General features: G+C 64.4%; 11 protein-coding genes. 3 read left to right on the top strand and 8 right to left on the bottom strand.

Annotated elements, in window-relative coordinates; genetic code table 11:
* Positions 1-155: 155 nt before the first annotated feature.
* Positions 156-791 (bottom strand): TetR/AcrR family transcriptional regulator, encoded by a 636-nt coding sequence (locus Q6A48_RS24235; protein WP_304556942.1) that lies wholly within the window; start codon positions 789-791, stop codon positions 156-158.
* Positions 792-885: 94 nt separating this feature from the next.
* On the opposite strand from Q6A48_RS24235, the gene Q6A48_RS24230 reads away from it, so the two are divergent.
* On the top strand, positions 886-1986 hold the full coding sequence (locus tag Q6A48_RS24230; RefSeq protein WP_304556940.1) for an efflux RND transporter periplasmic adaptor subunit: 1101 nt from the start codon (positions 886-888) through the stop codon (positions 1984-1986).
* Between the two features lie 6 nt (positions 1987-1992).
* Entirely contained in the window at positions 1993-5058 is a 3066-nt protein-coding gene (locus Q6A48_RS24225) for an efflux RND transporter permease subunit (protein ID WP_304556939.1), read from the top strand.
* A 135-nt stretch (positions 5059-5193) separates the two neighbouring features.
* Here Q6A48_RS24225 and Q6A48_RS24220 read toward each other — a convergent pair whose 3' ends face one another.
* The 4 genes from Q6A48_RS24220 to plsB all read right to left on the bottom strand — a co-directional run bounded on the left by Q6A48_RS24220 (position 5194) and on the right by plsB (position 9473).
* On the bottom strand, positions 5194-5883 hold the full coding sequence (locus Q6A48_RS24220) for a DUF4197 domain-containing protein (protein ID WP_304556938.1): 690 nt from the start codon (positions 5881-5883) through the stop codon (positions 5194-5196).
* A gap of 33 nt (positions 5884-5916) precedes the next feature.
* The gene (locus Q6A48_RS24215; RefSeq protein WP_304556937.1) at positions 5917-6321 is read right to left on the bottom strand and encodes a YbaY family lipoprotein; all 405 of its coding nucleotides are present in this window, start codon (positions 6319-6321) and stop codon (positions 5917-5919) included.
* A gap of 94 nt (positions 6322-6415) precedes the next feature.
* Complete coding sequence (locus tag Q6A48_RS24210) at positions 6416-6790, bottom strand: hypothetical protein (RefSeq protein ID WP_304556936.1); 375 nt, start codon at positions 6788-6790, stop codon at positions 6416-6418.
* 184 nt (positions 6791-6974) lie between these two features.
* A complete protein-coding gene (plsB, locus tag Q6A48_RS24205; protein ID WP_304556934.1) occupies positions 6975-9473 on the bottom strand; it encodes a glycerol-3-phosphate 1-O-acyltransferase PlsB in 2499 nt (832 codons plus the stop codon).
* 247 nt (positions 9474-9720) lie between these two features.
* Here plsB and Q6A48_RS24200 point away from each other — a divergent pair, with 247 nt between their 5' ends.
* Positions 9721-9930 carry a cold shock domain-containing protein gene (locus tag Q6A48_RS24200; protein WP_003198198.1) on the top strand — a complete coding sequence of 70 codons (210 nt, stop codon included), beginning with the start codon at positions 9721-9723 and terminating at the stop codon, positions 9928-9930.
* A gap of 165 nt (positions 9931-10095) precedes the next feature.
* On the opposite strand, the gene Q6A48_RS24195 is transcribed toward Q6A48_RS24200, so the two are convergent.
* The 3 genes from Q6A48_RS24195 to dapE form a co-directional block, all read right to left on the bottom strand.
* The gene (locus Q6A48_RS24195) at positions 10096-10473 is read right to left on the bottom strand and encodes a hypothetical protein (protein ID WP_304556931.1); all 378 of its coding nucleotides are present in this window, start codon (positions 10471-10473) and stop codon (positions 10096-10098) included.
* Positions 10474-10556: 83 nt separating this feature from the next.
* Positions 10557-11366 (bottom strand): putative RNA methyltransferase, encoded by an 810-nt coding sequence (locus tag Q6A48_RS24190; RefSeq protein WP_304556930.1) that lies wholly within the window; start codon positions 11364-11366, stop codon positions 10557-10559.
* Complete coding sequence (gene dapE / locus Q6A48_RS24185) at positions 11366-12517, bottom strand: succinyl-diaminopimelate desuccinylase (RefSeq protein WP_304556929.1); 1152 nt, start codon at positions 12515-12517, stop codon at positions 11366-11368. The genes Q6A48_RS24190 and dapE overlap by 1 nt, the downstream gene beginning before the upstream one ends.
* Positions 12518-12631: the final 114 nt, after the last annotated feature.

Genomic DNA, 12631 nt, shown 5'->3' with positions numbered 1-12631 from the left:
GGGAAAAGGTGTTCTGGGGGAGGAGAGTCATCTGTGGGAGCAAAGCTTGCTCGCGATGAACGATTGCGCGGTCTTCTGAGCGATCGCGCCGCCGCCATCGCGAGCAAGCTATGCTCCCACAGGTCCTCCTCAGTCAGGAAAAAACTGTGGCAGGCCTAAGGTCGATAAGCCCGCACGAACAACCCCACCACCTCCCGCACATGGGCCTCGGCCGCTTCCGGTTCCAACGGTGCGCCGCAGCCATACAGCAGGCGGAAATTCGCCGCGCCCTTGATCAGGCAGAAGAAATGCTCCGCCGCATGGCGTGGTTTGTCGATGCTCAAGGCACCGCTCTGGTTGATCTTGCCCAACAGGCGCTCCATCCCTGAAAGCATCCGCTGCGGGCCGGCCTCGAAGAAAATCATCGAGAGCCTCGGGTCCTGGCTGCCCAGTGCGATGATCACCCGGTGCAGGTTCACCGATTCCTCGCTGCTGACCAGTTGGTGAAAGCCGCGGGCGATGTTCAGCAACACCTCCTCGATCGCCGCCCCTTCGGGCCATTCGAAGAACAGCGGTGGTACTTGCTCTTCGCATTTGGCGATCACCGCCGCGGAAAACAGCGTTTCCTTGTCGTTGAAGTGGCTGTAGACCGTCAGCTTGGAAACCCCGGCCTCGGTGGCCACGGCGTCCATGCTGGTATTGGCGTAGCCCAGGCTCACGAACAGGCGTTTCGCGGCGTCGAGAATGGCCTCGCGCTTGGCCAGGTCCTTGGGACGGCCGGGGCCGCTGGGGGATGAAAGATTGTTCGACATTTTTCCGCTTTAATACTGGACTGGTGAGTTTGCTATTAATAACATACTGGCCAGTATAATTATTCCAAGCACCATTAGCGAAAGGTCAGCCGCCATGTTCCGCTCTGCCTTGCCCCTCGCCATGCCAGTCTGCCTGGCTTTTTTATTGTCTGCGTGTGGTCATGACGAGCCGGCGCCCGTCGCCGTGCGCCCGGCCATGGTGGTCAAGCCAGAGCCTTCGGCCCAGGCTGTTGAAAGCTTTCCCGGCGAGGTGCGGGCGCGTTTCGAGCCCGACCTGGCCTTTCGCATTGGCGGCAAGGTGAGCCGACGGCTGGTCGAGGAGGGCCAGCGGGTCAAGGCCAACCAGCCGCTGGCCGAACTCGATCCCGAAGACGTGCGCCTGCAACTGGAGGCGACCCGGGCCCAGGTGGCCGCCGCCGAGGCGAACCTCAACCTGGTGCGGGCCGAGCGTGACCGCTACAAGACCTTGATGGACCGGCAGATGGTCAGCCGCTCCCAGTACGACAATGCCGAAAACCTCTATCGCTCCGGCGCCGCGCGGCTCAAGCAGATCAAGGCCGAATTCGACGTCGCCAACAACCAGGCCAGCTATTCGGTGTTGCGTGCGCCCCAGGACGGCGTCGTCGCCCGGCGGGCGGTGGAAGTCGGGCAAGTGGTCTCGGCCGGTCAAACCGTCTTCACCCTGGCCACCGACGGTGAACGTGAAGTGCTGATCAGCTTGCCGGAGCAGGGGTTTGGTCGCTTCAAGGTCGGCCAGCCGGTTTCGGTCGAGTTGTGGAGCCAGCCCGACCAGCGCTTCAGTGGCCGCATCCGCGAGCTCTCGCCGGCTGCCGACCCCAGGTCCCGTACCTTCGCCGCTCGCGTGGCCTTCACTGCCGGCAGCGTCCCGGCCGAACTGGGCCAAAGCGCCCGGGTGTTCATCCAGACGGCCGACAAGGTGTCGCTGGCGGTGCCCCTGTCGGCGCTGACGGCCGAGAACGGCGCGACCTACGTCTGGGTGGTCAATGCCAACAATACCCTGAAGAAAGTCCCGGTCCGGGTCGGCGCGTTCGGCGAGAAAACCGTCCCGGTGCTGGAAGGCCTGAGCTCGGATGACTGGGTGGTGGCCGCCGGCGTCCATGTGCTCCTCGACGGCCAGCAGGTACGGCCGGTGGATCGCTCCAACCGCGTGGTCAACCTGGCGGCCAAGGAGTAATCCCCGATGGGTTTCAATCTTTCCGAATGGGCACTGCGCAATCGCCAGATCGTACTGTTCCTGATGCTCCTGCTGGCCATCGTCGGCGCGCTTTCCTACACCAAGCTGGGCCAGAGCGAGGACCCGCCGTTCACCTTCAAGGCCATGGTGATTCGCACCCTGTGGCCCGGTGCGACGGCCGAGGAGGTCTCGCGCCAGGTCACTGAACGCATCGAGAAAAAACTGATGGAGACCGGCGATTACGAGCGCATCGTTTCGTTCTCCCGGCCGGGCGAGTCCCAGGTGACCTTCATCGCGCGCGACTCCCTGCATTCGGCGCAGATCCCCGAGTTGTGGTACCAGATCCGCAAGAAAACCAGCGACATCCGCCATACGCTGCCGCCGAGCATCCAGGGCCCGTTCTTCAACGATGAATTCGGCACCACCTTCGGCAACATCTACGCATTGACCGGCGACGGTTTCGACTACGCCGTGCTCAAGGATTACGCCGATCGCATCCAGATCCAGCTGCAACGGGTCAAGGACGTGGGCAAGGTCGAGTTGCTCGGCTTGCAGGACGAGAAGATCTGGATCGAACTGTCGAACGTCAAGCTGGCGACCCTCGGCCTGCCCCTGGCGGCGGTGCAGCAGGCGCTGGAGGAGCAGAACGCGGTGTCGACCGCGGGCTTCTTCGAGACCGGCAGCGAGCGATTGCAACTGCGGGTGTCGGGTAATTTCCAGACGGTCGAAGAGATCCGCGATTTCCCCATCCGGGTGGCCGACCGTTCGTTCCGCATCAGCGACCTGGCGGACGTGCGTCGCGGTTTCAACGACCCACCGGCGCCGCGCATGCGCTTCATGGGCGAAGACGCCATCGGCCTGGCCGTGGCGATGAAGGAAGGGGGCGACATCCTGGTGCTGGGCAAGGCACTGGAAGCCGAGTTCGCCCGGATCCAGAACAACCTGCCGGCCGGCATGCAACTGCGCAAGGTCTCGGACCAGCCGGCGGCGGTGAAGACAGGCGTCGGCGAATTCGTCCAGGTGCTGGTGGAAGCCCTGGCGATCGTGTTGCTGGTGAGTTTCTTCTCCCTGGGGCTGCGCACCGGGATGGTCGTGGCGCTGGCGATTCCGCTGGTGCTGGCGATGACTTTCGCCGCGATGTATTACCTGGGAATCGGCCTGCACAAGATTTCCCTTGGCGCGCTGGTGCTGGCGCTGGGGCTGCTGGTGGACGACGCGATCATTGCGGTGGAGATGATGGCGATCAAGATGGAGCAGGGTTTCGACCGCATCAAGGCCGCCAGCTATGCCTGGACCAGCACGGCGTTCCCGATGCTCACCGGCACGCTGATCACCGCGGCGGGCTTTCTGCCGATCGCCACGGCGCAATCGGGCACGGGCGAATACACCCGCTCGATTTTCCAGGTGGTGACCCTGGCGTTGCTGGCGTCCTGGGTGGCCGCCGTGGTGTTCGTGCCGTACCTGGGGGAACGGCTGCTGCCGGACCTGGCGAAAATCCATGCCGCCAAGCACGGCACCGCCGACGGCCAGTTAGATCCCTATGGCACGCCGTTCTACCAGCGCGTGCGGCGGCTGGTGGGCTGGTGCGTGCGTCGGCGCAAGACCGTCATCGTGCTGACCGTGCTGCTGTTCGTCGGCTCGGTGGTGCTGTTCCGCTTTGTGCCGCAGCAGTTCTTCCCGGCCTCCGGGCGACTGGAACTGATGGTCGATCTCAAGCTGGAGGAGGGCGCCTCCCTGAGTAACACCGCCGAGCAGGTCAAGCGCCTGGAAGCACTGCTCAAGGACCACGCCGGCATCGACAATTACGTGGCCTATGTCGGCACCGGCTCCCCACGTTTCTACCTGCCCCTGGACCAGCAGTTGCCGGCGTCCAGCTTCGCCCAGTTCGTCGTGCTGGCCAAGACCATCGAAGACCGCGAACCCCTGCGCAGTTGGCTGATCAGCACCCTGAACGAGCAATTCCCGACCCTGCGCTCGCGGGTGACCCGCCTGGAAAACGGTCCGCCGGTGGGCTACCCGGTGCAATTCCGGGTGACGGGTGAGCACATCGAGGAGGTCCGGGCCCTGGCGCGGAAGGTGGCGACCAAGGTTCGGGAAAATCCCTACGTGGCCAACGTGCACCTGGATTGGGAAGAGCCGAGCAAGGTGGTCTACCTGAATATCGACCAGGACCGCGCCCGGGCGCTGGGTGTCAGCACGGCGAACCTGGCGAGTTTCCTGCGCAGTTCCCTGACCGGATCGAGCGTCAGCCAGTACCGTGAAGACAACGAGCTGATCGAGATCCTGCTGCGTGGCACGGTGCATGAGCGCACGGAGCTGTCGTTGTTGCCGAGCCTGGCAGTGCCGACCGACAACGGTCGAAGCGTGGCGCTGTCGCAGATCGCGACCTTGGAATATGGCTTCGAAGAAGGGGTGATCTGGCACCGTAATCGCCTGCCAAGCGTGACCGTGCGGGCGGATATCTACGGCAAGGAACAACCGGCCACCCTGGTGCAGCAGATTTTCCCGACCCTGGAGCCGATCCGCGCCGAACTGCCGGACGGTTACCTGCTGGAAGTGGGGGGGACGGTGGAGGATTCGGCCCGTGGCCAGAAATCGGTGAACGCCGGCGTGCCGCTGTTCATCGTGGTGGTGCTGACGTTGCTGATGCTGCAACTGCGCAGCTTCTCGCGCACGGCGATGGTGTTCCTCACGGCGCCGTTGGGGTTGATCGGCGTCACGCTGTTCCTGCTGGTGTTCCGCCAGCCGTTCGGGTTCGTTGCCATGCTGGGGACCATCGCGCTGTCGGGGATGATCATGCGCAATTCGGTGATCCTGGTGGACCAGATCGAACAGGACATCAACGCCGGGCTCACGCCCTGGCAGGCGATCATTGAGGCCACCGTGCGCCGCTTCCGCCCGATTGTGCTCACCGCGCTGGCGGCGGTGCTGGCGATGATTCCGTTGTCACGCAGCCTGTTCTTCGGGCCGATGGCCGTGGCGATCATGGGGGGGTTGATCGTGGCGACGGCGTTGACGCTGTTGTTCCTGCCGGCGTTGTATGCGGCGTGGTTCAGGGTCAAGAAAACCTGAATCCGATCCACTGGCCCGCGCAGATCAGTGTGGGAGCGAGCCTGCTCGCGAAAGCGGTATCAGCCATGGAACCTTCGTGACTGTTACACCGCTTTCGCGAGCAGGCTCGCTCCCACGGTTGGCTTGGATCAGGGCTCAGAGCGTGCCGAACACCTTCTTCGCCAGACTGGTCGCGGCGGCTGCCGGGTTCTGGCGAATGGTCGCTTCCTGCTTGCCGATCATTTCGAACAACCCGTCCAGCGCCTGCTCGGTCACGTAGTTCTCGATGTTGGCGCTTTTCGCATCCACCACACCCAGCGTCGCGGCCTGGCCGGCGAAGGCGTTGTATTTCTGCGCCAGGCCGACCTTGTCGGTGGCTTGCTTGACGATCGGCAGGAACTTGGCGCGGATCTGCTCGCGGCTGCTCTTGTTCAAGTATTGCGTCGCCGAGTCGCTACCGCCGCTCAGGATGCCCTTGGCATCGGCCACGCTCATGTTCTTCACCGCATTGACCAGGATCGGCTGGGCCTGGACCACCGCGGCTTCGGCGGCCTGGTTCATGCTGGTTTCCAGCTGGTCGACCTGGTCACCCATGCCGAAGGCCTTCATCTTGCTGGCGACTTTGCCGAGCTTGCCCGGCAACTCGATCTTCACCTCTGGGTTGTTGCTGAAGCCACCGGGTGTGCCCAGTTGCTTGACCGCCACCTGCGCGCCTTGGGTCAGGGCGTCCTTGAGACCGCCGGTGGCATCCTTTTGCGACAGGTCGCCCAGCGACAGGGCCATGGCATTGGCGCAGATCAGCAGGCCCGCGCACAGGCCGGTGAAACGGAGGGGAAAGCGGAGCATGACGGCGTCCTTGAACAGAGTGGAAAACGGGAATCAGCGCGCCGGGTTGACGCGGATCTTCAACGGCTGCGGGTCTTTGCCATCCAGGTGTACGGCGTGCTGTTCGGTGGTGATGAACAGCAACTGGCCGTCTACTTCGATGCGGGCGTTCACCGCATAGCGGTGGCCGGGCTTGACCTGGGAGGGATCATAACTGAGGTGGAACGGCAGCGGGACCTGGCCTGTGACCGGGCCGCTCTGTTCATCGAGCACCACCGCCGGGGCATCGGCCAGGGAGACGTCCTGCAGGCTGACGCTCAAGGTCGCGCTGGGCGGCAGGGCAATGCGCTGCACGTAGAAGACTTCGCCATCGAGGGACGCGGCGGGCGGGGTGGTTGGCGTGGCCGATTGGCAGGCGGACAGCAGGGCCATGGCGGCAAGCAGGGCGAGTTTTTTCATGGGAAACACCTTTGTCGTCGACACCCGCGACACGGCGGGCGCCGACGAACATTCAGCGGATTGGCGTCCAGGCAACCCTTCGCGACGTTGCGGTTCAGGAACCGAAGGCGGGCGCTTGGACAGTGTCTGCCAGCGATGCTGGCGCCAGGTTCAGGGGGATGTCAACGTGTTGGTTGCTGCCATCCCAGGTGAACGCCTGTGCTTCATCGAGAAACAGCGCGGTCTCGCCCAGGTACATTTGCACGCGGACCGAGAGCTCCTCCCCCACGGGCGTCGCCTCGGGATCGACCAGAAAGCGGTATTGCCAGGGCTGGCTGATGGCGGGCGCCTTCGATGCCACGTTGGAACCCTGGCCACCGCTGGCGCTGATCTGGACACCGGCGGCATTGCACACACTGATTTCGGGGCGGCCGGCTTCCGGGAGTTCATAGCCGTCGGGCAATTGCAGGGTCAAGGTGATGATGTTCATGGTGAATTCCTTTTCGGTACGTCGGTATTGACGCGAGTCCATCCTAGAAGCGTGATCCACCGTTTTCTGTAGGTTTTTTCTTCGTTTGGCGTCGCCTCGGCCGCTCAAGGGTGTCGGAGACAGCCTGTCATTCATCCCATCGGCTCACCGGAACCTCCCTGTTCACGGTGAGTGAACCAGCCAGTCAAACGTCCGGGCTGACGGCAACCTCGGCGGCGTCTTCGCTGCGCTGCAACGCCACCTGGCGGATCGACAGGCGAATCTCCGCCGGCAGCACCCGCTTGGCCGCGCCCTCGGCCAGTTCGCCCAGCAGCGGGTGATAACCCAGCTTGCCCGCCTCGTCACGGCGCAGTACCTCAAGGTCCAGCAGGGTCTGGATGAAGTGGCGGAACAGGCTCTTGTCAAAGAATTCCGGCGCGTTCAGGCCATGCAGGATCGACAGGCGCTGGGCCATGACGGTGCACAGGTCTTCCAGTTCCTCGGCGCTGATGGTGTTCTGGCCGCTGTTGAGCAGCAACGAGACGGTCATGTAGAAGCGCTGCAGGGTCTGGGCGATGCTCTTCGACAGCAGGGTCAGCAGCACGAAGTGCCGCGAACTCGGGGCTGGGCGCAGGTACAGGTCTTTTTCGAAACGCAACAGGCCTTGCTCGACGAACGCCTGGAGCCATTGGTCGATCACGCCGTCGAGCTCGTCCAGCGACCAGCGAATGAACAGCTCCGATTGCAGGTACGGGTACAGGGCGCGGGTGTAGCGCAGGATCTGCTCGCGGCTCATGCGCGAGGTGCTCTGGAAGAAGCTCGCGAGCAACGCCGGCAGGGCAAAGATGTGCAGCACGTTGTTGCGGTAGTAGGTCATCAATACCGCGTTCTGTTCATCCAGGTACAGGATCTTGCCCAGGGCGTCGCTCTGTTCCGAGAGCAGATCCATGCCCTTGACGTGTTCGATCAGCGCGCGGCCGTCGCCTTCGGGCAGGGTGGTGTGGGGCGAGTACGGGACCTGGCGCAGCAGCGCCAGGTACAGGTCGAGCACCCGGGCCATGGCGCGGTCGTCCAGGGCCAGGCGGCTGGTGGACAGCAGCGCCAGGGCCACGAGGTTGACCGGGTTGATCGCCGCGGCCTCGTTCAGGTGCCGGGCCACGCGCTCGCCGAGGCGGTGGGTGGTCGGGTTGAGCCAGGCCGGCTTGAACTGCGGCCCCAGTTCCTGTTGGCGCCAGCCAGGCTGTTCGCCGTCGAGGAATTCCGCCAGCTTGATCGGTTCGCCGAAGTTCACCGCCACCTGCCCGAAGCGCTGCTTGAGGGCGCCGATGACCTTGAAGATGTCGAAGATCGATTCTTTCTTCTTGCTCGCCCCGCGCAGTTCGCCCAGGTAGGTGCGGCCTTCAAGGACCCGCTCGTAGCCGATATAGACCGGCACGAAGACGATGGGCGTGCGCGATGAGCGCAGGAAGCTGCGCAGGGTGATGGCGAGCATGCCGGTCTTGGGCTGCAGCATGCGACCGGTGCGCGAGCGCCCACCCTCGACGAAGTACTCCACCGGGAAGCCCTTGGTGAACAGCGTGTGCAGGTATTCGTTGAAGACCGCGGTGTACAGCGGGTTGCCCTTGAAGGTACGGCGCATGAAGAACGCCCCGCCCCGGCGCAGCAGGCCGCCGATGACCGGCATGTTGAGGTTGATGCCGGCCGCGATGTGCGGCGGCGTCAGGCCGTTGCGGAACAGCAGGTACGACAGCAACAGGTAGTCGATGTGGCTGCGGTGGCAGGGCACGTAGATGACTTCGTGACCGGGGGCGATGGCCTGCACGCCTTCGATGTTGTTGACCTTGATGCCGTCGTAGATCTTGTTCCAGAACCAGCTGAGCACCACTTCCAGGAACCGGATCGCGGTGTAGGTGTAGTCCGAGGCGATCTCGTTGCCGTAGCGCAGGGCCTGGGCCTTGGCTTTTTCCGCCGAGATCTTTTCCCGCTCGGCTTCTTCGGCAATCGCCTGCTTGACCAGCGGCTGGTTCAGCAGGCCCTTGACCAGGTTGCGTCGGTGGGAGATGTCCGGGCCGATCACTGCCGACTTCAGGTTGCGGAAATGCACCCGCAGGATCCGCTGGGCCATGCGCACGGTGCGCTCGTGGCTCTTGTCGTGCTCGATCAGTTCGCGCAGGTGGATCGGCGCCGAGAACTGCACGCGGGTCTTGCGCCCCAGGATCATGATGCTCAGCAGGCGCCGCAGGCGTCCGGTGACCGCCCAGCTGTCGGCGAACAGCAGCTTCCACGGGCTGGATTCGCTGTCGGGCGACTGGCCCCAGAACACGCTGACCGGAATGATCTGCGCGTCTTCGGCGGCGTCGTGGGTGAGCACGTCCACCAGTCGTGTCAGGGTCGGTGGCGCGCCGCGCTTGTCCTGGCGGCCGAGCCAGTCCGGTGCCGGCGTCAGGTAGAAAAACGCCGCCGGCTCCAGCAGGTTGCCCACCGACACCGGCAGCACCGGCCGGGGCAGGCCGGCCTTGGTGCACTCGGTGTCGAGCACCGCCAGGTCGGTGAGCGACGGGTGTTGCAGGACGTAGAACACCGGACGGCTGCGGTCGAGGTTGAGGGTGAAGGACGACTGGTTGATGGTCTCGGAGCGAACCCAGAGGTACAACAGCCGGCGCAGGGTGCCAAACACAAGACGGCGGAACGGGGAGCGGGTCATACGGCTTCTGCGTGAGTGGATAAAACCGAGCGGCTGCTCGGGCTCGCTAGTGTGCCGGATTCATCGAAAATCGGCAAAAAAGCGCCGAAGTAAAGTCAGTTGAGAGTTTTTCCCGGTGTCATATACTCGGCGGTTACTGCCCCGGGCTTCCCCATGGACGGCCAGGTGGCGGCGAAAGTTCGCAGGCTTTGCCTTCCTGCAATCGGGCGGCAAGCCGACTTAACAATAAGAGATGGGAGTGAGCATCATGGCTGCACGCGAAACCGGCAGTGTGAAGTGGTTCAACGACGCCAAGGGCTACGGCTTCATCCAGCGCGAAGGTGGCGCGGATGTGTTCGTGCACTATCGCGCGATCCGTGGCGAAGGCCACCGTTCACTGACCGAAGGCCAGCAGGTCGAGTACGCGGTCGTGGAAGGGCAGAAGGGCTTGCAGGCCGAGGATGTCGTGGGGTTGTAACCCCATGCACGCTTGAAGCCCAGGTAGATCCCTGTGGGAGCAAAGCTTGCTCGCGATAGTGATAGGTCAGCTTGCATCAATGTTGAATGTACTTCAGCCATCGCGAGCAAGCTTTGCTCCCACAGTGCCCCCACATTTGGATCCAGGCTGCACTGGAGACTGGTGTCACGCCGTCTTCCAGGTAATCTCTTCTTCCCCATCGGCACTGATGCGGATCCAGCGATCGGCCGATTCCTCGCCTTCCTCTTCCACCCACGAGCCAGGCGCGCAGCGCACTTCGACATTCAGTGCGGCGTAGGCGGCGCGGGCGCAGGCGATGTCGTCGTCCCACGGGGTCTGGTCGCTTTCCAGGTACAGGCTGTTCCATTTGCCTACGGCTTTGGGCAACCAGGTCACCGGGACGTTGCCGGCCTTGCACTTGTAGGTCTGGCCCTTCTGGACCCAATCGCTGCACGGGCCGAGGGCCTGGCCGAGCCAGGCGGCGATGGCCTTGTGGTCGACGTCGGCGTCCTTGAGGTAAATCTCGATATCGGGTTGGCGCATGGATGTCCTCGCTGCGGTCTTGAAAAATCCATTCGCGGATTTAACCGGCCCCACCGGGTGTCCGGGGCCTGGGATCATAAGGGTTATTGAAGAACGAAATAATCGTAGCGCATCGACACCGTGACCTCGAACGGCGCGGCCTGCTCGATCACGCCGGCACGGCGTTCGGCACTGGCGCGCCAGCCGTGGGGCGTCATGGCCAGCAGGTTGGCGCGGTCCTGGCCGTTGTCGAGCACGAGCTTGAATTCGAGGGTTTCGCTGTGGGCCAGCGACATGCCTTCCGGGACCAGGGCCAGGTGCTTGTCGTCGGTGTATTCGCGCACTTCGTCGTACAGGCGCTCGCGCAATTCCATCAGGTGGCCGCGGGTCGGGCCGACCTTCATCAGGCCGCCACCCGGGCTGAGCAGGCGCTTGGCTTCCTGCCAGTCCAGCGGGCTGAATACGCTCGCCAGGAACTGGCAGCAGCCGTCCGCCAGCGGCACCCGGGCCATGCTGGCGATCAACCAGGTCAATCGCGGGTTGCGTTTGCAGGCGCGCTTGACCGCCTCGCGGGAGATATCCAGGGCATAGCCATCGGCGTCGGGCAGCGCGTCGGCGATCTGTGCGGTGTAGTAGCCCTCGCCACAGCCGATGTCCAGCCAGCGTCCAGGCGCACGTTCAGCCGCCAGTTCGGCCAGGCGCCGGGCGACGGGGGCGTAGTGCCCGGCGTTGAGGAAGTCGCGGCGGGCCTCGACCATGGCCTGGTTGTCCCCCGGGTCACGGCTGTTCTTGTGCTGCACCGGCAGCAGGTTCAGGTAACCCTGGCGCGCGCGGTCGAACCGATGGCCGGCCGGGCAGGCGACGCCATTGTCCACCGCGTTCAGCGGTTCACTGCAGATCGGGCAGGCGAGCATCAGGCGAGCAACTTGATCAGCGTCTGGTAGTAGATCTCGGTCAGCACGTCGAGATCGGCCGCCAGCACCCTTTCGTTGACCTGATGGATGGTCGCGTTGACCGGCCCCAGTTCCACCACTTGCGTGCCCATGGTGGCGATGAAGCGACCGTCGGACGTGCCGCCGCTGGTGGACGCCTTCGTTTCGCGCCCGGTGACGTCCTTGATGCTCGACGACACGGCGTCCAGCAACGCACCCGGTTCGGTGAGGAACGGCAGGCCAGAGAGGGCCCAATCGATGTGCCAGTCCAACTGGTGCTTGTCGAGGATATCGGCGACCCGCTGTTGCAGGCCTTCGACGGTGGATTCGGTGGAGAAGCGGAAGTTGAACACCGCCACCAGCTCACCCGGGATGACGTTGGTCGCGCCAGTGCCCGAGTTGAGGTTGGAAATCTGGAAGCTGGTGGGCGGGAAGAAATCGTTGCCGTGGTCCCAATGCTCGGCGGCCAGTTCCGCCAGGGCGGGGGCGGCGAGGTGGATCGGGTTCTTCGCCAGGTGCGGGTAGGCCACGTGGCCTTGCTTGCCGCGCACGGTCAGTTTCGCGCCCAGGGAGCCACGGCGGCCGTTCTTGACCACGTCACCCACCAGGGTGGTGCTCGACGGTTCGCCGACGATGCACCAGTCCAGTCGTTCCTGGCGGGCCTTGAGGCGCTCCACCACGGCCTTGGTGCCATGGTGGGCCGGGCCTTCTTCATCGCTGGTGATCAGGAACGTCAGCGCCCCCTTGTGATCCGGGTAGTCGGCGACGAACCGCTCGGCGGCCACCACCATCGCCGCGAGGCTGCCTTTCATATCGGCCGCGCCACGGCCACAAAGCATGCCCTCGGCGTCGATGACCGCATCGAACGGATCGAGCTGCCAGTCCTGCACCGGACCGGTCGGCACCACGTCGGTGTGCCCGGCGAAGCACAGGACCGGGCCGTCCTGCTGGCCATGGCTGGCCCAGAAGTTATCCACATCCTCGATGCGCATCGGTTCGAGCGTAAAGCCCGCGTTGCCCAGGCGTTGCATCATCAGTGCCTGGCAATCGGCATCCACGGGCGTCACGGACGGACGGCGAATCAGGTCGCAGGCGAGTTGCAAGGTCGGCGAGAGGTCGGCGTGGGCCGTCATGGAAAACTCCGGAAAGCAAGAAAGGAGGTCACAGCCCCCGTGGGGGGGGGGGGGGGGGGGGGGGGGGGGGGGGGGGGGGGGGGGGGGGGGGGGGGGGGGGGGGGGGGGGGGGGG

The organism is Pseudomonas citrullilanati (assembly GCF_030580855.1).
Taxonomy (GTDB): Bacteria; Pseudomonadota; Gammaproteobacteria; order Pseudomonadales; family Pseudomonadaceae; genus Aquipseudomonas; species Aquipseudomonas citrulli.
Note: the sequence above shows the minus strand (reverse complement) of the source record. Positions and strands in the feature narration are given on the sequence as shown.

Excerpts from the sequence above, each read along its gene's own strand:
- dapE (WP_304556929.1), bottom strand. The coding sequence starts at position 12,517 with ATGACGGCCCACGCCGACCTCTCGCCGACCTTGCAACTCGCCTGCGAC.
- Q6A48_RS24220 (WP_304556938.1), bottom strand. The coding sequence starts at position 5,883 with ATGCTCCGCTTTCCCCTCCGTTTCACCGGCCTGTGCGCGGGCCTGCTG.
- Q6A48_RS24190 (WP_304556930.1), bottom strand. The coding sequence starts at position 11,366 with ATGCTCGCCTGCCCGATCTGCAGTGAACCGCTGAACGCGGTGGACAAT.
- Q6A48_RS24215 (WP_304556937.1), bottom strand. The coding sequence starts at position 6,321 with ATGAAAAAACTCGCCCTGCTTGCCGCCATGGCCCTGCTGTCCGCCTGC.
- Q6A48_RS24225 (WP_304556939.1), top strand. The coding sequence starts at position 1,993 with ATGGGTTTCAATCTTTCCGAATGGGCACTGCGCAATCGCCAGATCGTA.
- Q6A48_RS24200 (WP_003198198.1), top strand. The coding sequence starts at position 9,721 with ATGGCTGCACGCGAAACCGGCAGTGTGAAGTGGTTCAACGACGCCAAG.
- plsB (WP_304556934.1), bottom strand. The coding sequence starts at position 9,473 with ATGACCCGCTCCCCGTTCCGCCGTCTTGTGTTTGGCACCCTGCGCCGG.
- Q6A48_RS24235 (WP_304556942.1), bottom strand. The coding sequence starts at position 791 with ATGTCGAACAATCTTTCATCCCCCAGCGGCCCCGGCCGTCCCAAGGAC.
- Q6A48_RS24230 (WP_304556940.1), top strand. The coding sequence starts at position 886 with ATGTTCCGCTCTGCCTTGCCCCTCGCCATGCCAGTCTGCCTGGCTTTT.
- Q6A48_RS24195 (WP_304556931.1), bottom strand. The coding sequence starts at position 10,473 with ATGCGCCAACCCGATATCGAGATTTACCTCAAGGACGCCGACGTCGAC.
- Q6A48_RS24210 (WP_304556936.1), bottom strand. The coding sequence starts at position 6,790 with ATGAACATCATCACCTTGACCCTGCAATTGCCCGACGGCTATGAACTC.